Here is a 20614-nt window from a genome sequence, read left to right as displayed (position 1 = left end):
TGTCCTTCTTCTCCGACCTGTCGAGATTCTCGTCTGGACACGGGATGGGCAAGTGGGGCAGGTGACAGCACTGTGGACGGTGCGCGGGGGCCCGGACCGGGTCCCGTACGAGGCCGACCGGGGGAGGGGCCATGACGGTCGCCGGTGTCGACCGGCGAGCCCCGGTCGCGGCGTGGGCGGTGCTCGCCATCACCACCCTGCTCAGCGTCGGCTCGGTGGTCTGTTGGTGGGTGGCCGCCCCGCCGTGGGACCCGTGGATGCTCTACACGCTGGTGGACCTGATGGTCGGCGCGATCTACGGGGTGGTCGCCTGGCTGACGCTGCTGCGCCGGGCCCACCTGGCCGCCTGGATCATGGCGGCGGCCGGGCTCGGCGGGGCGTCGGCGGCGGCGGCCGCCTGCTGGTGGATGGTCGTCGGGCGGTGGCCCGACCTGTGGGGTCCGGGCCAGGTGCTCGCCAGCACCTACTGGATCTGGGTGCCGGGCTTCTATGCCCTCATCGTGGTGCTGCCGTGGCTCCTTCCGGTGCGGCCCGCCGACCGGACCGCACGGATCGCGGTCGGCATCGGAACCGCCTTCATCGTGGTGGCGCAGGCGTGCGTACTCACGCTGCCCGACGGGCTGCACGCGATCCCGCTCACCGATCCGACCCTGCTCGGCGTACGCGCGGTGGTGGAACCGTGGCTGGAGCCCGTACTGGTGCTGCTCGGGTGCGCCGCCGCCGTCGGGGTGCTGAGACGCCGCCGTACGCTGCCACCGCAGCAACGGCACGGCCTCGGTTGGCTCGCGGTCGGTACGCTGCTGCTCTGCGCGGCCTTCCTCCCGCTCGCGCTCAACCCGCTGCTGCCGGTCACCGTCCCGGTCCCGTTCTCCCCGCTGCTGATGCTCGTCGCGCAGGCGTTCTTCCCGGCGTCGGTCCTGGTGGTGGTGCTGCGCCAGCGACTGTGGGGACTGGAGCTCACCGTCCGCCGGACCCTGGTCTGGGCGCTGATGACCGGGCTGGTGATCGCGTCGTACACGCTGGGTGTGCTGTTGCTGAAGACGGTCGTGCCGACCTCCTCGGTCGTACCCGAGGTGGTGGTGACGGCGTTGCTGGCGGCCGCGTTCCAGCCGCTGCGCCAGTGGGTGCAGCGCCGGGTGGACCTGCTGGTGCACGGTGACGGCGGGCGTCCGCTGATCCGTCTGGTCGGCGACCGGTTGCGGGCGGCGGACCGGGGCACCCAGATGCTCGACGCGGTCGCCGACGGGATCGCCGACTCGCTGCGGTTGGCGGCGGCCACGATAACGCTCACCGGTGACCCGGCGGGGCCGCAGCGGCCCGCCGCGGCGGGCCAGGTCGCCCCCGCCGGCCCGCCGTTGACCGTCCGTCTGGTCAACGGCGACCGCCCGGTCGGGGTGCTGCGGGCCTGGCCACGGGCGGGCGAGCGGTTGGACGGACGGGCCAGTTCGGTGCTGGCCGACCTGGCGCCGGTGGTGACGGCGCTCGCCGAACTCGCGGTGGCCCAGCGTGACCTGGAGTGGTCCCGGCTACGGCTGGCCCGGGGCCGCGACGAGGAACGCCGCAAACTGCGTCGGGATCTGCACGACGACCTCGGTCCGGCACTGAGCGGGGTGGCGCTGGCGTTGGCCGCCGGCCGTAACATGCTCCGGGCGCACCGGCACCTGCCGGAGATCGCGGCGGCCGACAACCTGCTCGACCAGCTCGTCCAGGAGATGGACCGGCAGGCGGTCGGGGTCCGCGAGATAGCCCGGGACCTGCTGCCGCCGCTGCTCGACGACGGCGCGTTGCTGCCGGCCCTGGACCGGCTGCGGGAACGGTACGCCGCGGCGGGGCTGACGGTACGGGTACGGGCGGCGCCGGTGAGCCTGCCCGAGCCGGTGGCGACCGCCGTGTACGGCATCGTGGCGGAGGCGGTCCGCAACGTGCACCGCCACGCCGACGTGGACCGGTGCACGATCGAGGTGACGAGCGGGCCGGACGGCCTGGAGGTGTGCGTGACGGACCAGGGGGTGGGCATCGGCGCCGAGGTGACCGTGGGCGTCGGCACCCGGTCGATGCGGGAACGCGCGGAGGGTATCGGCGCCGACCTGACCATCGGTCCGGACCGGGCGACGGAGCTGCGGACCGGTACGCGGGTCCGGCTGTTCCTGCCGATCGGCGCCCGATGAGCCGGGGTGCGGGGGAGCGGACGATCAGGGTGGCGGTTGTCGACGACCACCCGGTGTTCCGGCTGGGCATGACCGCCTTGCTGGGCACGCTGGCCGGGATCGAGTGCGTCGGCGAGGCGGTCGACGTCGACTCCGCGCTGGACCTGGTCGCCGACCGTACGCCGGACGTGGTGCTGATGGACCTGAATCTGGGGGATCGTTCCGGGGTGGAGGCCACCCGGCTGGTCCGTACCCGGTATCCGGCGGTGGCGGTGCTGGTCATCACGATGTTCGACGACGACGATTCGCTGTTCGGCGCCCTGCGTGCCGGGGCGTCCGGTTACCTGCTCAAGGGTGCCTCACCCGAGCAGGTGGAGCGCGGGGTACGGGCGGTGGCCGAGGGCGAACTGCTGCTCGGTCCCGAGATCGGGGTCCGAGCGGTCGGTTTCCTGACCCGCGCCGCCGGCGAGCCGGCGGCCTTTCCCCAGTTGACAGAGCGGGAACGGGAGATTCTCCACCATGTCGCGCGGGGTCTGGACAACCACACGATCGCGCAACTGCTCGCCCTCAGTCCGAAGACCGTACGGAACAACCTGTCGAACGTCCTGGTCAAGATCGGCGTCAGCGACCGGGCCCAGGCGATCGTACGGGCCAGGGAGAGCGGCCTCGGCCGGCGGTGAGCCCGCCGGCCGACGGCGGATCCGGCGGCGCTGGCCTACGGTTGCCCGATGACGGACAGGATGTCGTTCGCGCTGGTCGGATTCGGTTGGCGGGCGGAGGCGTTCTGGCGGTTGTCCACCCGGCTACCCGACGTCACCTGCGTCGGGGCCGTGGTCCGCACCCCTCGGGAACTGCCGGTGCCGGGCTTCGACTCGCTCGCCGCCTGCCTGGACTCGGTCCGGCCGGACTTCGTGGTGACCGCGCTGCCCCGGGCCGTGAACCCGGACATCGTGACGGAGGCGGTGGCCCGCGGTGTCCCGGTGCTGACCGAGACCCCGCCCGCGCCGGACCTGGCCGGCCTGCGCCGGTTGTGGGACGCGGTCGGCGGGTCCGGCCTGGTGCAGGTCGCCGAGCAGTACCTGCTGATGCCCGCGCACGCGGCGCGGCTGGCGGCGGTGCGTTCCGGGATCATCGGTACGCCGACCCAGGTGCAGGTGTCCTCGACGCACCAGTACCACGCCGTGTCCCTGATCCGGGGTCTGCTCGGCGCCGGTCACGCACCGGCGAGCGTCCGGGCCACCCGCACCACCGCGCCGCTGCTCGATCCGCAGACCCGTTCGGGCTGGACGGACGATCCGGTGCCGAAGCCCGCCACCACCACCATCGCCACGCTGGACTTCGGCGACGGCCGCTCCGGGCTCTACGACTTCACCGACAACCAGTCGCGCAACCAGTTGCGGTTCCGCCGGATTCTGGTCCGGGGCACGCACGGCGAGTTGCGCGACGACGAGGTGGTGCACCTGGCCGCCGCTCGTACGATCGTGCGCTCACCGCTGGTACGTCGACAGACCGGGTACGACCTCGACCTCGACGGCTTCGACACCGGTGCCGTCACCCTCGGCTCGGAGGTGCTGTACCGCAACCCCTATCCGGGTCTGCGGTGGAACGACGACGAGATCGCCACCGCCACCCTGTTGCAGGCGATGGCCGCCTGGGTACGCGGTGCCGGGCCGGCACCGTACCCGCTGGCGGACGGGGCACAGGACCACCTGATCGCCCTGGCCGTTGAGCACGCCGCCGATGTCGATCGCACCGTCGGTACGACCACCGAGGCGTGGACGACCGTTTGACGGGGCGTCGGGGCGGGCCGGACGGGCGGGCACCGGTTCACGGGTGGGCGAGGCCGGCGACCAGGTTGATGGCGGCACCGACGATCACGGCCCCGAAGAGGTACGCCAGCAGCGCGTGTCGGAGCACGGTGGCCCGCATCTCGGTGGTGGTGAGGTCGGTGTCCGACACCTGGAAGGTGAGGCCGACGGTGAACGCCACGTAGGCGAAGTCGACGTACCGGGGCAGCGGTGTCTGGTGGAACTCGATCCCACCGTCGACCCCGGTGTAGTAGAGCCGGGCGTACCGGGCGGTGAACACCGTGTGCACGACGCTCCACGACACCACGATGCTCACGATGGCGGCGCCGACCCGGATCGGTTGACCGAGGTCGGGCGGGTTGCCCTCGGCCAGCACGAAGCCGATCGCGACCAGGCTGACCAGGCACGCCCCCAGCAGGAGCAGGTCGCGGACGGTGCGGCTGGGGTCCTCCCGGAGCGCGAGGCGCGCCGTCTGCTCCGGGCCCATCGGCCAGATGATCGTCCAGATCCAGAGCAGGTAGGCGATGGCGGCAGCGTCCCAACCGGCCAGCGGGCCGAGGATCGGCGAGTAGAGGACACCCACCGGAACCCCGACGCAGAGGCCGATGATCGCGACCACGGCCAGTTCCACCCCGGCGCGCACCCGCTGGGCCGCCGCCGGAAGCCTGCTCAACACGAGCGCCCGAGCATCGTCGTCACCTCTTCCGGCCGTCCGTCGAGGCCCGATCGGCCCGACATCGGCCGCCGCGCCCGTCCCTCATGCCCTAACGAGGCAGGGTCGACTTTGTCCACGGCGGGTCGTCGGCGGGCCGGGGTGGCCGACCGCTCAGCCGAACGCTGGCGCCGCGCGGGTGGCCATGAGACCCGGTTCGAGTACCTCGGTGGCGAGCCGGGCGATGTTGTCCAGGGTGGGCCGTCGGCCACCGCCGGCTTCGACCATCAACAGCAGATGGCGTACGCCGGGCAGCGCGGCGGCCTCGGCGAGCCGCTCGCGGCACCTGTCCGGACCGCCGACCGGGTGGATGTCGAGCAACCGTTCCAGGTAGGCGGTTCGGTCCGGCGCCCCGGCCGGTGGTGCGTCGTCGAGCCGGACGTAGTCGTCCAGCCCGGTCAGCAACGCGGCCAGGTTCGTCCGTACGTCGGCCTCGGCGGCCTCGTCGGTGTCGGCCACGTAGGCGAGGTGGGCGCTGGCGTGGGCGGCCGTCGACGGGTCGTGGCCGTGTGCGGTGGCGACCCGCCCGTACCGGTCGAGCAGTTCGGCCTTCTCGGCGTGACCGGCGTGCATGCCGAGCAGGAGCGCAAGCCCGTGCCGGGCGGCCAGTTCGACGGTCGACGCGGAGGTGGCCGCGATCCACACCGGGATCGGCCGGCGGGGACGGGGCACCACCCGCACCGGGCGGAACGGGAAACGGCCCGTTCCGGTGACCCTCTCGGCTCCGGAGAGCCAGCTCGCGAGCAGGTCGATCGATTCGGCGAAGCCGTCGGCGTACCGCTGCCGGCCGGTGCCGAAGACCTCCAGATCCACCCAGGGCCCGCCGCGCCCGACGCCGAGCGCGAACCGGCCGCCGGAGAGTTCGTCGAGCAGTACCGTCTCCTCGGCCAGGGCGACGGGGTGTCGGTTGGACAGGATGCAGGCCGCGGTGCCGACGGTGATCCGCCGGGTCGCGCCGAGCAGGTACGCGGCGAAGGCCAGCGCCGACGGGCAGACGCCGTACGAGATGAAGTGGTGCTCGGCGATCCACACCCCGGCGTAGTCCGCGGCCTCGCCGGCGAGCGCGTATTCCTTCGCGGCGGCGAGTGTCTCGGCGTGGGTGCTGTCCGGGTGCTGTCCGGCGAGCAGGAACAGGTGCGCCTGCACCGGGGCGGTGGGCTCCATGGTCCTCCTCCGGTGGCCGGGCCGCGCGTCCTAAACAGACATGATTATCGTTTCCTGTGGAGATCGCAACGACCGGAGGGCGGAAACGACCTCGTGGCGTCCCCTCGTCTCGGTTCCAAGCCGGAGCCCATGCGCGGAAATTTGCGGGATCCTCTTCGGATATTGCAACGCATTGTTCGACAACCTACGATCCTTGCGTCGCCACCGATCCACCCGCCCCCACCGCGAAGGATCACCGTGAAAATCATCAAGCTGGCCGTTGCCGCCGCCATCACGGCCGCCGCCGTCCTCGTCCCGGCCGGCGCCGCCCAGGCCGCGCCCTGTCAGGGGATCTACTCGATCGCCCACTACGGTGGCAAGGTCGAGGTCACCGGCGGCTTCGCCTGCGACAACGGCTGGCAGCCGGCGTACCTGGTGCTGCTGCGCAGCCAGGCCGGCGGCCCCCAGCAGTACGCCGCCAGCGGAATGGGGGTGGCCACCTACGTCTGCCGCACCTCCGACGTCTGGACGTACCAGCTCGGCGGCCAGGTCGTCGGGAGCGGCGGCTACATCCTGCCGGACGTCCACTGCGGCTGAACACCGGACCGGGTGCCCGCACCGGTCGGTAGACCGGCCGGGAGCTTGGCATCGGCCACTATCCTGGCCGTCGGAGCGCCGTACGCCCTGCTGTCGGGTGTGCCGACGAACCTCCACGGCCGGGAGGATCCACCAGGATGGACGCCGATCTGCTGCTCTCGATCCTCGGCACCGCCGTCGCGGCGCTCGCCTGGTTGATCCCGCGCCACAGACGGCAGCGGCAGCTCGACGCCGACGACCGCCACCCGCCCGACGTGGTCGGTCTACCCGTGCGGGAACCGATCGGGCGGCTGCCGTCGGTGCTGCGCGGCCGCGACGAGCTGACCCGGCAGTTGTGGCGGTCGCTGCGTCGACCCACCGGCGGCGTGGAGGTGCTGACCGGTCCGGGCGGCGTCGGCAAGTCGACGGTGGCCGCCGCCTTCGCCGAGCGCGTACGCCGCAGCCGGGTCGGCTGGCGACCGGTCCCGCATCCGGCCGAGCAGTTCGGTCAGTAGGGTCCGCACGTGGCCCCGGCGCCGGTGCAGCGGGTTACTCGCCACCCCGGCGATGCCGGCCATCGGGCAGACCAGCCCGCGTACGTTCTGGCGCATCGGGATCGCCGACGCCTCGGCGACGACGTCGCCACCGTCCTCCACCACCAGGGTGAGGTTGTCCCGCAGGTACGGCTGCAACTGACGCAGCTGGTCGTCGCTCCCGTTTCCGCGGGGCGAGGGGCGGAAGGAGTAGGTCTGCAACGGCAGACTCAGCTCCGCCCGCTCCTCGGCGTCCAGTTCGCGGATCCTCATCCGACCACGTCCCTCGGGGGTTGCCGGGCTCCTGCCATGCCGGCTCCCCGCCATCGTCGCAACCGTCGGCCAACGGCGTCCGGTCGCGCCGCTCAGCGTCGTCGGTTGTCCCCGTCGGTGTCGGCCGTTGCCGCCGTCAGTGTCGGCCGTTGTCGCCGTTGAGCATCGGGTGTTCGGCGGTGCTGCCGTCGCTGGTCGGCTCGGCCGGCTCGACGACGGCCCGGTTGGCTGCCGGCGGGACCGCCACCATCCGGTACTCGCCGGTCTCGGCACTGATCGCGGCGGCCGCCATGACCGCCGCCGCCGCGCGGTCCGCCACCCGCTTCGCCTCGCGCTGCACCCTGGCCCGTACCTCCATGGCGTGCCGTTCGGCGGAGTCGGCCGCCTGCCGGGCGTCGTCCAACCGGGTGAGCTCGGCGGTCATGTCCTGACGGACCTCGCCGAGGCGCTGCTGTAGCTGGATGACATCGCGTTCGGTGCTGGCCCGCTCCTGGCGCGACTGCGCGAGTCGCTGCTGGGCGGTCTCCTGTGCGGCCTGGAGCTGGGCCAGCGCCTGTTGCCGGGCTTCGATCTCCTTCTGGGCGACCGCGAGCTGCTGCTCAAGGGCGGCGGCCTGCTCGTCGGCGCGCCGGTGCAGGTCGGCCGAGTACTGCTGGGCCTCCGCCTGGAGGGCCGCGTTCTTCTGTTCGGCCGCCGAGCGCCAGCGGGTCAGGTCCGCCTCGGCCGCCGCCTGCCGCTCGGTGACCTCCCGCTCCACGTGGGCCTTCCACTGGGCCAGCTCGTGCTGGGTCTGCGTACGGGCCGCCTCGATTTCCTGCTGGGCCTGGGTACGGGCCGCGTCGAGCATCGATTCGGCCTCGGCCCGAGCCTGTTCGACCTGCTGGATGCTCTGCTCGTTGATCCGGTCCGCCTCCTGCTCGGCCTGCTGTAGGGCGGCCGTACCGTCGGCGATCAACTTCTCGGCGTGATCACGGGCCTCGGTCAGAACCCGTTCCGCCTCGGCCTGGTGCTCGGACGCCTGCTGCGCGGCGGTGTTGACGATCGCCTCGGCCTGCATGTCGGACAGGGCCAGGATCTGTTCGACCATCGGGCCGAGCTGGCGGAAGGACGCCCGGTCCGTCTGCGGTGGCCGCTGGTGCAGCTCGGCCAGCTCGGCCTGTAGCTGCTGGAGCTGGGTGGCCAGCTTCTGGATCTGGGCGTACGCGGATCCGCGTTCGGACGTCAGCTTCGAGATCTCGCCGGTCGCCTGCGACACATAGTGGTCCACCTGCCGCTTGTCGTAGCCGCGCAGGGCGGACTCGAAGCCCGGCCGCGAGGTCGTGCCCTCGCGTAGGTCGAACAGCTCCGCGGCCTGGGACATACGCCATCCTCCATACGATCGGAGCCCGGCCCGGGCGCGCGAGGCACGCCGCCGGGGACACGGCTCAACCGCCGGACTATACCGCCCGCCGGGGGCTGCGCAACGCTACCGCCGTTCCCCGTGCGCGCCACCGTCGCGCCGGTCGTCTCGCTGCCGCTCGCGACGTTCGGATTCGACCCGAGGACCGGGCGCGGGCGTACGCGGCCGGGCGGCCACGACGATATTGCGCACGTCACGAGATGCGCGGTGGGCGGCGCCGATGTGAGGATCCGTAGAGATTTGCGGTCCTCGATCGGAAGGTGGACGTCGTGGGTTCCGGGTTGTCACTCGTGCTCTTCCCAGTCGCACTGGGCATCGTCATGTTCGGGCTCGGGCTCACCCTGACCGTCGAGGACTTCCGTCGGGTCATGCGTTACCCGAGGGTGGTGGTGATCTCCCTGGTCTGCCAGATGCTGATCCTGCCGGCGATCTGTCTGGGGCTGGTCGTCGCCTTCGACCTGCGTCCCGAACTGGCCGTCGGCATGATGCTGCTGGCCGCGTCACCGGGCGGCAGCACCGCCAGCCTGTACAGCCACCTCTTCAAGGGCAACGTCGCGCTCAACGTGTCGCTGACCGCCATCAACTCGGTGCTGGCACTGTTCACCCTGCCGCTGATCGTCAACCTGGCGGTGGCCGGCTTCATCGGCTCGGACACCTCGATCGGGTTGCAGTTCGACAAGGTGATCCAGGTCTTCGCCATGGTCCTGATCCCGATCGCCGTCGGCATGGCCATCCGGGCCCGGTTCACCGACTTCGCCGTCCGGATGGAACGCACCGTCAAGGTGCTGTCGATCGTGGTGCTGGTCGTGATGATCACCGGAGCGCTCAGCGGCATCAAGGACGACATCGCCGCCACCATCGGCGAGATCATCGTCATCGTCCTGGTCTTCAACCTGATCAGCCTGGCGATCGGGTACGTCGCGCCGCGCGCGCTGCGGGTCCCGCACCGGGAGTCGGTCGCCTCCTCGTTCGAGATCGGTCTGCACAACGCGACGCTGGCCATCACCATCGGCATGAGTCCGGCGCTGCTCGACAGCACCGACATGGCGATGCCGTCGGTGATCTACGGCACCGTCATGTTCTTCACCGCCGTCGCCTTCGGCTTCGTCGCCGCCCGCCGGACCGCGGCCGGAACCGAGGTCACCGGCCGGGCGGCGGATTCCACCACGGTGTGACCCGAACCGTCACCACCACTGCTTGACGGCCACCTGCGCCCCGCCGCCGTTGTCGCCCAGGTTGGGGTCGTTGTACGAGAACACCAACTGCGGGATGCCGACGTTCCAACCCTGGAACTGCACACACCGGCTGTCGGCGCCGACCGGGAACCATTCGTTCGCGTGGTAGAGGCGCCCGGTCCGGGTCGACCAGATCAAACCGGCGGTCACCTTCGCGACCAGGGCGTACTTCGGGGAGTCGGTGGCCGGCCAGCCACCGCCGGGGCCGGGGCCGGGGGCGGGCGAGGGCGAGCCGGAGCGGTCGTACCAGGAAACGCCCGTCCCGTAGGACATCGAAGCGCGCAGAACCGAACATGCGTCGTCCCTTCATCGGCCACCTCAGCGGACCCGACGTTGGCGATCACCGTCAACCCGACGGGCGCCACCGGGGCATGGTGCTTTCGCATTCCGGAAACATTTGTCCGCCTACAATCCTCGCGCCGACAGTGGCCCGCCGCTAACCCGCAGCCGGGTGCCGACCGGGAACGAGGCTGGACAATGGATTCACCGGGACGTCCCTGGCCGATCGTTGCCGTGCTGGCTGTCTGGACCCTCAGCAGAACCGCATTCGTGCTGGTCTACACGAAGGTCGTCGAGGCGCCCGACTTCAGCGGTGTCTTCGCGGACGTGGAGCTGTACTACCGCTGGAGCGACTCGCTGCTGACCGGGCAGATCCCCGGTGATGATCCGATGTGGCAGTATCCGCCCGGCGCGGCGGCGCTCTTCCTGTTCCTGCGCCACCTGGCCGGCGACTCCGTCGGCGCGTACGACGACACCTTCTTCGTCGCCGCGCTGGCAGCGGACCTGCTGGTCCTGCTCGCCCTGCTCCGGCTGGCCCGGGGCAACGGGCTGCTGCTCGGCGCCGGCGCCTGGGCTGTGGTCGTACCGTGTCTGAATCTGTTGACCTATTCCCGGTACGACATCTTCGTCACGGCGTCCGCGGTTGTCGCGCTCGCCGCCACCGTCCGGCGTCCGCTCGTCGCGGGCGGCGTCCTGGCCGTCGGCGGGCTGGTCAAGGTCTGGCCGGTGCTGCTGCTGATCAGCGCCCGACCGGTGGCCGGACTCCGCCCGCTGCTGACCGGCTTCGTCGCCACGCTCGCCGTGCTGGGCGGTGCCCTCACCGTCGCCTTCGCCGGTGCCTGGTCCGGATTCACCGACAACCAGTCCGGCCGGGGGTTGCAGATCGAGGCGGTGGGTGCCGCCCCGCTGGTGCTGGCCCGGCTCCGGGACGAGACCATCACCGTCGCGTACGTCTACGGCGCGATGGAGTTCCAGCACGGGTACGTGCGGCCGGCGACGGTCGTGCTGCCCGTCCTGACCGCCGTCGGGCTGGGCGTCCTGGCCCTGTGGTGGCTGGTGCGGGGCCGACGGCTCGCCTGGACCCCGGCGGTCGGTTTCGACGTGGCGCTGCTGGCGGTGCTCGTGTCGGTGGTGACCAGCCGCGTCTTCTCGCCGCAGTACATGCTGTGGCTGGTCGGGCTGGCGGCGGTCTGCCTGACCCGTCGGGACACGACGCAACGGGCCACCAGCGCCCTGATCATGGTCGCCACCGGGCTGACCAGTGTGCTCTTCCCGTGGTTCTACGACCAGGTGTCGACGGACCCGTCCTGGCCGGGATCCGCGCTGCTGCTCGTCCGCAACGCGCTGGTCGTGGCCGCCCTCGGGATCGGGTTCCGCGCGCTGCTGCGCGGTGCCGGCCGTGAGCGTGCTCCCGAGGTGACGTTCCACCCGGGAGCACGCCGCACGACCGGCACCGGTGTTACCGCGGTGGCTAACCGCCCGTGATCACGAAGCTCGATCCCGGTTCTCGGACGATGTTGCCGTCGGCCGAGTTGGTGATGGTCACGTTCGTCAGCGTGGCGCTGCCGCGGGCACCACCCATGGCCAGGATTCCGGCGCCGTTGTTGGACTTGTCGATGCGTACGTTGCTGACCACGACGCCGGGCATGTTGCCGCCGCCGTTCTTGAACTGGATGCCGTCGTAGGTCGAGTCGTAGATGTCGGTGTCACGGATGGTGACGCCGGTGATGTCCAGGGTCGCCGGGAACAGCGTGATGGCGCCGAACTCCTGATCCTCGTTCCAGAAGGCGCCACCGGTGCGGTAGAGCCCGTTGTTGGCGATCAGGGTGGTCCCGGAGAAGGGCAGGGGACTGTGGTCGGTCGCCAGCATGATGCCCGGGTAGTTCATGGTGTCGTAGATCAGGTTGTTCTCGATCGAGTTGTCGTAGCCGCCGTAGATCGCGATGCCGTTCGCCCGCCAGGGCAACTGGATGGTGTTGTTGACGAAGTGGTTGTCGTGCGTGTTGTCGGCGACCCGGTCCCGCACGGCCGTGTTGGCCCAGACCGCCAGGGCGTCGTCACCGTTGGTACGGAACGACGAGTTGAACACCTTCGAATTGCTCGTGCCGTTGGTGAAGTTGATGCCGTCGGCGTACGTGTTGCGGATGCGCATACCGCTGAATTCGAGGCCGTCGCCGGGTCCCCACAGTGCGGGGATGTTGTCGTAGTCACGACCGACCCAGGCACCCACGTTGGCGTGCTCGATCCACACGTTGGTGATCTTGGTGTTGTCGCCGAACCGCCCGTTCAGGCCCACGCCACCCTCGTCGTTGCCGTCCCCGCCGCGGATCCGGCCCGAGCCGAAGATGGCGATGTCGGAGATCTGGGTGTTGTTGTCGATGTCGAAGCCGAAGTTGCCCTCGTGCGGGTGGTTGATGCCACCCACCACGTCCTGCGGCTCGGTCAGGGTGTAGAGCTGGGAGTGCCACATCCCCGCGCCGCGGATCGTGACGTTGCTGATGCCCACCTGGTTCCACTGACCCCGGTTCAGCGGGTCGTCGGTGAGGATCTTCTGTTCCTGCCGCCACTGGCCGGCCGGGATCCACACGCAGCTGATCACACCGTTCTGGTCGTCGGTGACCGCCCGCTGGATCGCGGTCGTGTCGTCGAGCCCATCGTTGGCCACCGCGCCGTAGGCCGTGATCGAGGTGCAACCGGCCGGCTGGCTCGTCGGTGCCGCGACCTGCTCCAGGTCGACCATGTCGATGATGTAGAACGAGGCGTTGTCGGTCGCATCGCGCTGCAACTTGAACCTGGTGCCGGCCGGGTAGGACTGCGACAGCAGCGCGTGCGACTCGTCGAACAACCGCCGGGCGTCGGCCTGGGGGGTGTTCGTCAGTCCCTCGGGCTGGTCGGTGTTCCCGTAGAGCCAGCTGTGCCGGGACGAGAGCGTCAGCTTCTGGACGAAGGTGTCGTTCGCGTACAGGCTGATGCTGGCCTCGATCCCACCGCCGCCCGCCGCGTCCGGGATGGAGTTGCGGACCACTATCGAGTTGGACGGGTTGGTCGAGGTGAACTCGACGAACTGGCCCGTGCTGTTCAGGCGTACCGACTTGCGGCCCGAGGACTCGGTGGCGAAGTTGGTGTGCCCGAACGTGCGCAGCGGGTCGGTCTCCAGCAGGACGCCCTGGTAGCGACCGGCCTCCGCCTCGTACGAGACGTACGGGACGGCCGCGCCCCGGCCAACCACTATCGACTGGGTGAACACGTTGTTGGACTCGTTGGTCTCGGCGACCACTCCGGTCGCGTCGGCGGTCGCGGTGATGGTGGCGCCACCGCTGGTGGCGGTCCAGCTACCGGTGATCGCCACGTTGGCCGTCGTACTGGCCGCGATCGACGGCGTGCTGGTGTTCAGCGTGGTGCCGCCGACCGCCAGCCGGGTGATCGTGGTCGCGCCGGTCGCGCTGGTCCCACGGTTGTTCACCGCGACGGTGAACGTGACCGTCGCGCCGACCGCCGGGTTCGGCGGGTTGGAGCTGATGCTCAGCACCTGTAGGTCGGGGCCGGGAGCCTGGGCGACCACCAGCGGCGACGGCGCGGTGAAGCTGTTGTTGGCGTTGTTCTGCTCGATCACGGTGTTGGTCGGGTCGACCACCGCCGCGACGCTGTAGCTGCCCAGCGGCCGGGTCCCGGCGTTGAACGAGACGGTGGTCGAGGCACCGGCGGCCAGCGCGCCCACCGGCGCGCTGCCGACGACGGCACCGCCCAGGCTGAAGTTGACAGTGGTCGCGCCGGCCGCCGCCGAGCCGATGTTCTGAACCGTGGCGGTGAGGGTGACCGGGGTGACCTCGGTCGGTGCCGCGGGGGTCCAGGTGGTGGAGCTGACCACCAGGTCCGGGTTGGGGGCCGGGGTGCCGCACACCTCGAACTCGGCGACCTGGCCGGACGGGGCGCCGGTGTTGGAGTTGAACCGGAGCTGTACGTCCGCCGTGGTCGCGCTGACCGGGATGCTCACCGCGTTGCTGCCCTGGACGAACTGGTAGTTCGCCGCCGCCACCAGGCTGGTGTAGGTGGTCGAGCCCTGGTCGCGGCCGAGGATCTGGAAGTTCTGGGTACGGGTGCCCCAGGACGCGTCCGGGTTCAGCTTGACGTTGACCGACGTGATGGCGTGGTTCGCGCCCAGCACCGCGGTCAGGCTCTGCGGGTAACCCGCCCCGCCCTCCCAGTAGCTGGCCAGCGAGCCGTCGTTCGCCTTCTCCGGGGTGAAGGTGAAGGTGGAACCGCTCGCCGTCATGGTCTTGCCCAGGGCCACGTTGGTGCAGCCCGGCGGCTGGGTGCCGGTCCGGGTGACGGTGTTGCTGTTGCCGGACAGGTTGCCGGCACCGTCGCGCGCCCGGACGTAGTACGACACGGTCGCCGTCGCCGGCTGGGTGTCCTGGTACGTGAGCACGGTGCCCAGCGTCGCGATCAGGCTGCCGCCCCGGTAGACGTTGTACCCGGCCAGACCGCTGCCACCGGAGTCGGTGGAGGCGCCCCAGTTGAGGGTGATGGTGCTGCCCGAGGTGCTGTGCGACAGCGTGCCGGGCACGGTCGGCGCGGTGGCGTCACCGGCGCCGGTCCGGGTGACGGTGTTGCTGTTGCCGGACAGGTTGCCGGCGACGTCGCGCGCCCGGACGTAGTACGACACGGTGGCCGAGGCCGGCTGGGTGTCGGCGAAGGTGGTCACGTTCCCGAGGGACTGGAGGTACGCGCCGTTGCGGTAGACGTCGTACCCGGCCAGGCCGCTGCCGCCCGCGTTGTCCGTCGACGCCCCCCAGTTGAGGCTGATCGTCGTACCGGACTGGGTGTAGGACAGGGTGCCGGGAACACTCGGCGGGGTGGTGTCGGCGCCGCTCTGCGGCCCGTAGACCTCGAACTCGGAGATCTGTCCGGCCGGCCAGCCGCTGTTGGCGGTGATGTTGACCCGCACGTACTGGGTGGTGGCCTGGCCGAAGTTGATGGTGACCGAGTTGCCGTTGACCGCCGGGTTGAAGGTGTACGTCTGCGACCCGACGAGGTTGCTGAACGTCGACCCGTTGGTGCTGCCCTGCACGCTCAACGTCTGCGTACGGGTGCCCCAGTTGGCGGCCGGCAGCCGCAGGACGACCTGGTTGACGGTCACCGACGGGCCGAGGTCGACCTGGATCCACTCCGGGAAGGAGTTGTTGGCGCTCTCCCAGTAGGTGCCCTGGTTGCCGTCGACGGCCCGGGACGAGTCGTAGACGTCGGCGTGGCCGCTCTCCTGGGTGGGGCGGCCCTGGGCGAGGTTGCCGACCGCGTTCGGGCCGACGACCGCGTTCGCGGAGGCTGTCGTGCCGGGCGAGTGGTCGGGTTTGCCGGCCGCGGTCGCGACGGCGGCCAACCCTACGGTGGCGATCATGGTGGTGGCGACCGTCGTCGCCACCACCCTGACCAGATTCGTTCGTCTCATCACTGTCCTTGTCGCGTGGAGGGACGTTTGCGCGTGTGGTGATCCCCATGGGCGTGGGGTCGGGCGTGGGCCGGCGTTCGACCGGTCGGGGCCGTGGCAACGGCGGGACGATCGGGGGTGGGTATGCCGGACGGCATCACCGGGCCTCTCCGGAACGGGGGAGAAACACCGCCGGGGAGCGGCCCCACTGGAAATTGCAGATGCAAGCGACGAACAGAGCAGCTTCTTGTCGTAATCTTGCAGTGCTTTGGCCGAATGTTACCGACGTGCTACGGGCACGTCAACACTCCGATCGATCGCTGTCATCGATTGCCGAAAATGTCCGCGCGGGGTGCCGCGCGACCCGGCTCAGCGGGGCTTCGAGCCGCCCGGAGCCACCGTCGGCGGGTCGGTCAGCACGACGTACTCGCGGGAGTGCCGGTCGTGGAAGACCCGGCGCGCGTTGGCGAAGGCCCGCTCCGCCGCGACCGCGTCCCCGCGCGCGGCGTACACCTGGGACAGGACGTACTCGGTCCGGGCCCGCCAGAGCGGCGCCTGGACGGTGTCCCACAGCGAGAGCGCCGTGTCGAGCGCTTCCTGCGCCAGGTCGAGCCGCCCCTGCGCGAGGTGCAACTGCCCCAGCGCGCGCAGCGTCACGCCCTGCCCCCACCGGTCCCCGGCGTCGCGGGCCACCGACAGCACCCACTCCAACCGGGGCAGCGCCTCGGCGACCAGGCCCATCCGCAACTGGGTGGTGGCATGCGCGCGTACGGCGTACGCGTGCATCAGGTCGTTGCCGAGTTCGGCGAAGATCTCCGCAGCCTCGGCGCAGGCGCGCAACGCCTCGTCGTACTCGCCCCGGGCCCGGTGGTAGAGCCCGAGGCTGCGCAGCGTGTACGCCACCCCGCGCCGGCTGCCGGTACGCAGGTAGGCGCGCATCGACCGCTCCAGGTCGGCGAGCGCGGCCGGGAAGTTGCCCTGTTCCAGGAACACCGAACCGCGTACCCGGTGCACGTAGCCGAGGCCGACCGGATCGTCCAGGGTGTGCACCAACGCCGCCGACTGGTCGAGGAAGTGCAACGCCTCCGCCAGGTGACCGGGCTCCCGGCAGGCCAGGCCCAGCCCGGCCAGCGCCGACGCCTGCCCCCGTACGTCGCGCAGGGCGCGGAACCTGCTCAACGCCTCGCCGAAGTGCCGCCGGGACTCGGCGTACCGGTCCTCGGCGTACCGCAGTTGCGCCAGCTCCGCCAGCATGACCGCCTCACCGTGCAGGTTGCCGGCCAGCACGCTCGCCGCCAGCGCGGCGTTGACGATCCGGGACCGGAACTCGAACCGGTTCACCCCCTCCAGGTCCAGCGCCATCCGGGTCGAGACGAAGTCGCAGGCGACCTCGTGCAGGCCGATCGCCGCGGCCCGCTCGACCCCGATGGCCAGCACCGATTCCTCGCGCTGGAGCCAGCCCGCCGGGTCGGCGAGGACCCGCCGGGCCAGATCGTCCGGCACCGCCGTTCCCGGTACGGGTGGCTCCCGCCAGACGACCTCGGCCGGCGGGAAGGTGGCCGCGATGTGGTTCATGACCGACCGCCAACCGTCGACCGCCCGGAGCACCGCGTCCCGCAGCGTCCCGGCCGGTTCCTCCGCGTCCGCCCGCTCCCGCGCGTAGAGGCGAACCAGGTCGTGCAGTCGGTAACGCAGCGTGCCGGTCGGGTCGACCCCGGTGAACTCCACCAGGTGCGCGTCGACCAGCAGTTCCAGCAACCGCTCGGCGGCGGGTTCGGGGGTGTCCAGCAGCCGGCCGAGCACGAACGCGTCGAACTCGGGGATGCCGAGGAAACCCAACCGGCGCAGCGCCGCCCCGGCGCGCTCGTCCAGAGCCCGGTAACTGAGGGCGATGCTGGACCGTACGGCGAGGTCACCGGCGGCGAGTTCGTCGAGGCGCTGCCGCTCGTCGGCCAGCCGCTCGGCGAGCACCCGCAGCGGCAGGCGCCGGCGGGTGGCCAGCCGTGCTCCCGCGATCCGGATCGCCAGCGGCAGGTTCTCGCAGCCGGCCAGGATGCGCCGGGCCGAGTCGGCGTCGACGGCGGCCCGTTCCGCCCCGATGATCCGGCAGAGCAGGGCCCACGCCTCCTCGTCGGTGAGGACCCCGAGTTCGATCAGGGTCGCGCCGGCCAGCCCGGCCAGCCGATCCCGAGAGGTGATCAACGCCGCGCAGCGCGGTCCGGCCGGTAGCAGCGGCCGGACCTGCCGTTCGTTCGCCGCGTCGTCGCAGAGGACCAGGATGCGCCGATCGGCGACCAGGCTGCGGTACAACTCGGTCCGCTCCGGGCCGGGGTCCGGGAGGTGGGCCGGACCGACCCCGAGCGAGCGGAGGAAGCCGGCCAGCACCTCGTCCGGCGTCGCCGGGGTCTCGGTCATGCCGCGCAGGTCGGCGTAGAGCAGACCGTCCGGGAACGACCCGGCCACCTGCCGGGCGACCCGGGCGGCGAGCGCCGACTTGCCGCTGCCACCCTGACCGGCCAGGACGTGCGTACCCGGCATGGCGGACCGCAGCGCGGCGACCAGCGTCCCTCGTTCCGCCTCCCGCCCGGTGAAGTCCGAGGGGGCGAGCGGGACCTGCGCCGGGATCACCACGGGCGGGCCCGGATCGGGCTTGGGCCGGCCGCCGTGGCGCAGCTCGCCGGCACCGCGCAGGATCGCGTCGTGCAGTTCCCGCAGTGGCTGGCCCGGCTCGACGCCCAACTCCTCGACCAGCGCCGACCTGCCCTCCCGGTAGCAGGCGAGCGCGTCGGTCTGCCGCCCCAACCGGTACAGGGTGAGCATGAGCTGCCCGCGTAGCCGCTCGTTGGTCGGGTGACCCTCCAGCAGCCCGGTCAGTTCGGCCAGGTGGTCGAGGCGACCGAGATTCAGCTCGGCCTCGACCCGCTCGCTCCGGGCGACCAGGAGCAGCTCGTCGAGCCGGCGGGCGTCGGCGGACAGCGGCGACTGATCAAGACCCGACAGGGCCGGTCCGTGACTCAGCCCGATCGCCCGCCGCAGCAGCTCCGCCGCCCGGCCGTGGTCGCCGCGCCCGGCCCGCTCCCCGGCCGCGCCGACGAGTTCGGCGAGGAGATCGGCGTCCACCGTCGCGTCGTCGAGTCGGGCCAGGTAGCCCGGCGGATCACTGCCGATGACGTCCGGAAGGCCGTGCCGGGCGAACGACTTGCGCAGGGTGGAGACGTAGGTCTGGATCAGGGCACGGGCGCTCTCCGGCGGGCTGTCCGGCCAGACCACGTCGATCAGGCGGCTGGCCGGTACGACCCGCCCCCGTTCCAGCACCAGCGCCGCGAACAGCGCCCGTGGCTTTCGGCCGCCCAGCGGTACCGGCCCGTCCGGGGAGTGGGCCGAGACCGGACCGAGTAGCCGGACCTGTAGCAAATCAACCTCCAGTCGCCGACCACCCGCACCCCCTGGATGCTAGCGGCGCCGGTTCGGTCGATCGGTGGGGTCAGGCGCTGACCGGGCCGTACAGGGCATGATCGGAACCGGTCAGGTAGGCCCAGTAGCGGTCGCCGTACGACCAGTGCCACCACTCGCTGGGGTAGTTCACCAGGCCGGCGCCGTGCAGGGCGGCGCAGAGCAGGTCCCGGTTCGCCCGTGCCGGCGCGCCGATGTCGGGGGAGTCGGTGTGGCAGGCGGTGGTGTCGGTGTCGTTCACCGCCGTACCCATCGGAAGTTCCTCGCCGTCGACACTGCACAGGGTGAGGTCGACCGCCGCCCCGGCGACGTGCGGGGCCACCGCGGGCGGGGAGATGTACCGGCTGGCGTGGCGGCGCAGTGCCGACTCGTCGGCATCCGGCGTACGGTCGCGCAGCCGCCGTACGTGTGCCTCGAAGTAGTGTTCTTGCAGGCTCAGCGGCCGGTACCCCTCGATGACCAGGAGCCTGGTTCCGGCCGGGAGCAGGGTCTGCGCGGTGACCAGGCGGTCGACCACGCCGACCCGCAGCCGCGCGAACGCACCGGCGGAGTCGGCAAGCCGGTGGTCGAGCCGCAACGCGTCGACGTCGCGCAGGTCGACCAACGGCTCACCGCACTCCCGTACCTGCGTCGCCGTCACGCCCGGGTCGGACAGCAGCACCATGCCCACGTTCAGCACCTCATCCACTGACGCTCCGTGCCGGCCGGGCCGGCGGCGACCCCCCGATCCGACGCAGCATCTCCGATCCTGCTTCAACTTTTCTTCAAGCCCGGCGGGGACCCCACCGTCCACTTCGGTGGGTTAGGGTTCTGTTTATTGTGCCGATCGACACAGAAATGAGGCAGAACGTGGCCGGACTTGCTGGCAGGGTCGCCCTGGTGACCGGGGGAAGTCGGGGTATCGGCGCGGCGATCGTGGCCCGGCTGGCGCGGGACGGCGCCGACGTCGCGTTCACCTACGTCGACGCCGAGGACCGGGCCAAGACCGTCGTGGCCGAGGTCGAGGCGCTGGGACGCCGGGTGGTCGCCGTCCGCGCCGACAGCGCGAGCTCCGACGGCGCGAGCGGCGCGGTCGAGCGTACGGTCGCCGAGCTGGGTCGGCTCGACATCCTCGTGAACAACGCCGGGGTGTTCCCGTACGGTCCGATCGAGGACGTGAGCCTCGCCGAGCTGGACCGGACCCTCGCGATCCACGTACGCGGTGTCTTCCTGGCCACCCAGGCGGCGGTCCGGCAGATGGGTACGGGCGGGCGCGTGATCAGCATCGGCAGCTGCTTCGTCGAGCGGGTGCCGTACGCCGGGGTGAGCCTCTACGCCATGACCAAGAGCGCGCTGATCGGCCTGACCCGGGGGCTGGCCCGCGACCTCGGCCCGCGCGGCATCACCGTCAACCTGGTGCATCCCGGCTCCACCGACACCGACATGAACCCGGCCGACGGCGAGAGCGCCGACCACGAACGGACCTTCATCGCGCTCGGCCACTACGCCGAGCCGACCGACATCGCCGCCACCGTCGGCCACCTGGCCGGCGAGGGCGGTCGCTACATCACCGGTACGTCCATCGCGGTCGACGGTGGATTCGCCGCCTGACCACGCGCCGTCGGCCGGTCGTGGTCGGCATCGCGGGG

General features: G+C 71.3%; 15 protein-coding genes. 7 read left to right on the top strand and 8 right to left on the bottom strand.

Annotation, left to right across the window (positions count from 1 at the left end; genetic code table 11):
- The first annotated feature begins 131 nt into the window (after positions 1-131).
- The 3 genes from OG792_RS18710 to OG792_RS18700 are packed head-to-tail and all read left to right on the top strand — an operon-like array spanning position 132 to position 3937.
- Positions 132-2168, top strand: coding sequence for a sensor histidine kinase (locus tag OG792_RS18710; protein ID WP_329100595.1), 2037 nt, complete (start codon positions 132-134; stop codon positions 2166-2168).
- Positions 2165-2827 carry a response regulator transcription factor gene (locus OG792_RS18705; RefSeq protein WP_329100593.1) on the top strand — a complete coding sequence of 221 codons (663 nt, stop codon included), beginning with the start codon at positions 2165-2167 and terminating at the stop codon, positions 2825-2827. Before OG792_RS18710 ends, OG792_RS18705 begins: the two co-directional genes overlap by 4 nt.
- 48 nt (positions 2828-2875) lie before the next feature.
- The gene (locus OG792_RS18700; RefSeq protein WP_329100592.1) at positions 2876-3937 is read left to right on the top strand and encodes a Gfo/Idh/MocA family protein; all 1062 of its coding nucleotides are present in this window, start codon (positions 2876-2878) and stop codon (positions 3935-3937) included.
- Between the two features lie 37 nt (positions 3938-3974).
- Here the strand turns inward: OG792_RS18700 and OG792_RS18695 are convergent, their stop codons facing one another.
- On the bottom strand, positions 3975-4631 hold the full coding sequence (locus tag OG792_RS18695; protein ID WP_329100590.1) for a DUF1345 domain-containing protein: 657 nt from the start codon (positions 4629-4631) through the stop codon (positions 3975-3977).
- A 150-nt stretch (positions 4632-4781) separates the two neighbouring features.
- On the bottom strand, positions 4782-5831 hold the full coding sequence (locus OG792_RS18690; RefSeq protein ID WP_329100588.1) for an LLM class flavin-dependent oxidoreductase: 1050 nt from the start codon (positions 5829-5831) through the stop codon (positions 4782-4784).
- Positions 5832-6068: 237 nt separating this feature from the next.
- Here OG792_RS18690 and OG792_RS18685 point away from each other — a divergent pair, with 237 nt between their 5' ends.
- Positions 6069-6407, top strand: coding sequence for a hypothetical protein (locus OG792_RS18685; RefSeq protein WP_329100585.1), 339 nt, complete (start codon positions 6069-6071; stop codon positions 6405-6407).
- Between the two features lie 263 nt (positions 6408-6670).
- Here OG792_RS18685 and OG792_RS18680 read toward each other — a convergent pair whose 3' ends face one another.
- Together OG792_RS18680 and OG792_RS18675 are read right to left on the bottom strand one after the other, a co-directional pair.
- On the bottom strand, positions 6671-7192 hold the full coding sequence (locus OG792_RS18680; RefSeq protein WP_329100583.1) for a GNAT family N-acetyltransferase: 522 nt from the start codon (positions 7190-7192) through the stop codon (positions 6671-6673).
- Between the two features lie 136 nt (positions 7193-7328).
- Positions 7329-8552 (bottom strand): hypothetical protein, encoded by a 1224-nt coding sequence (locus tag OG792_RS18675; protein WP_329100581.1) that lies wholly within the window; start codon positions 8550-8552, stop codon positions 7329-7331.
- 308 nt (positions 8553-8860) lie between these two features.
- On the opposite strand from OG792_RS18675, the gene OG792_RS18670 reads away from it, so the two are divergent.
- Positions 8861-9766: a bile acid:sodium symporter family protein gene (locus tag OG792_RS18670; protein WP_329100579.1), complete on the top strand. Its 906-nt coding sequence runs from the start codon at positions 8861-8863 to the stop codon at positions 9764-9766.
- 9 nt (positions 9767-9775) lie between these two features.
- On the opposite strand, the gene OG792_RS18665 is transcribed toward OG792_RS18670, so the two are convergent.
- Complete coding sequence (locus OG792_RS18665) at positions 9776-10099, bottom strand: hypothetical protein (RefSeq protein ID WP_329100577.1); 324 nt, start codon at positions 10097-10099, stop codon at positions 9776-9778.
- A gap of 240 nt (positions 10100-10339) precedes the next feature.
- Between OG792_RS18665 and OG792_RS18660 the strand changes: the two genes are divergently transcribed.
- On the top strand, positions 10340-11590 hold the full coding sequence (locus OG792_RS18660; RefSeq protein WP_329100575.1) for a glycosyltransferase family 87 protein: 1251 nt from the start codon (positions 10340-10342) through the stop codon (positions 11588-11590).
- On the opposite strand, the gene OG792_RS18655 is transcribed toward OG792_RS18660, so the two are convergent.
- From OG792_RS18655 to OG792_RS18645, 3 genes are all read right to left on the bottom strand, one after another.
- Positions 11577-15554 carry a CARDB domain-containing protein gene (locus OG792_RS18655; RefSeq protein WP_329100573.1) on the bottom strand — a complete coding sequence of 1326 codons (3978 nt, stop codon included), beginning with the start codon at positions 15552-15554 and terminating at the stop codon, positions 11577-11579. The two genes, OG792_RS18660 and OG792_RS18655, sit on opposite strands and share 14 nt — an antisense overlap.
- 348 nt (positions 15555-15902) lie before the next feature.
- On the bottom strand, positions 15903-18947 hold the full coding sequence (locus OG792_RS18650) for an AfsR/SARP family transcriptional regulator (RefSeq protein ID WP_329100571.1): 3045 nt from the start codon (positions 18945-18947) through the stop codon (positions 15903-15905).
- Positions 18948-19017: 70 nt separating this feature from the next.
- Positions 19018-19674 (bottom strand): M15 family metallopeptidase, encoded by a 657-nt coding sequence (locus tag OG792_RS18645; protein WP_329100569.1) that lies wholly within the window; start codon positions 19672-19674, stop codon positions 19018-19020.
- Positions 19675-19823: 149 nt separating this feature from the next.
- On the opposite strand from OG792_RS18645, the gene OG792_RS18640 reads away from it, so the two are divergent.
- Entirely contained in the window at positions 19824-20576 is a 753-nt protein-coding gene (locus OG792_RS18640) for an SDR family NAD(P)-dependent oxidoreductase (protein WP_329100567.1), read from the top strand.
- Positions 20577-20614: the final 38 nt, after the last annotated feature.

This window comes from Micromonospora sp. NBC_01699, from assembly GCF_036250065.1.
In the GTDB taxonomy this organism is placed as follows: domain Bacteria; phylum Actinomycetota; class Actinomycetes; order Mycobacteriales; family Micromonosporaceae; genus Micromonospora_G.
This window is presented reverse-complemented; position numbering and strand designations above follow the sequence as displayed.

Excerpts from the sequence above, each read along its gene's own strand:
- OG792_RS18710 (WP_329100595.1), top strand. The coding sequence starts at position 132 with ATGACGGTCGCCGGTGTCGACCGGCGAGCCCCGGTCGCGGCGTGGGCG.
- OG792_RS18705 (WP_329100593.1), top strand. The coding sequence starts at position 2,165 with ATGAGCCGGGGTGCGGGGGAGCGGACGATCAGGGTGGCGGTTGTCGAC.
- OG792_RS18700 (WP_329100592.1), top strand. The coding sequence starts at position 2,876 with ATGACGGACAGGATGTCGTTCGCGCTGGTCGGATTCGGTTGGCGGGCG.
- OG792_RS18690 (WP_329100588.1), bottom strand. The coding sequence starts at position 5,831 with ATGGAGCCCACCGCCCCGGTGCAGGCGCACCTGTTCCTGCTCGCCGGA.
- OG792_RS18680 (WP_329100583.1), bottom strand. The coding sequence starts at position 7,192 with ATGAGGATCCGCGAACTGGACGCCGAGGAGCGGGCGGAGCTGAGTCTG.
- OG792_RS18675 (WP_329100581.1), bottom strand. The coding sequence starts at position 8,552 with ATGTCCCAGGCCGCGGAGCTGTTCGACCTACGCGAGGGCACGACCTCG.
- OG792_RS18665 (WP_329100577.1), bottom strand. The coding sequence starts at position 10,099 with ATGTCCTACGGGACGGGCGTTTCCTGGTACGACCGCTCCGGCTCGCCC.
- OG792_RS18655 (WP_329100573.1), bottom strand. The coding sequence starts at position 15,554 with ATGAGACGAACGAATCTGGTCAGGGTGGTGGCGACGACGGTCGCCACC.
- OG792_RS18640 (WP_329100567.1), top strand. The coding sequence starts at position 19,824 with ATGAGGCAGAACGTGGCCGGACTTGCTGGCAGGGTCGCCCTGGTGACC.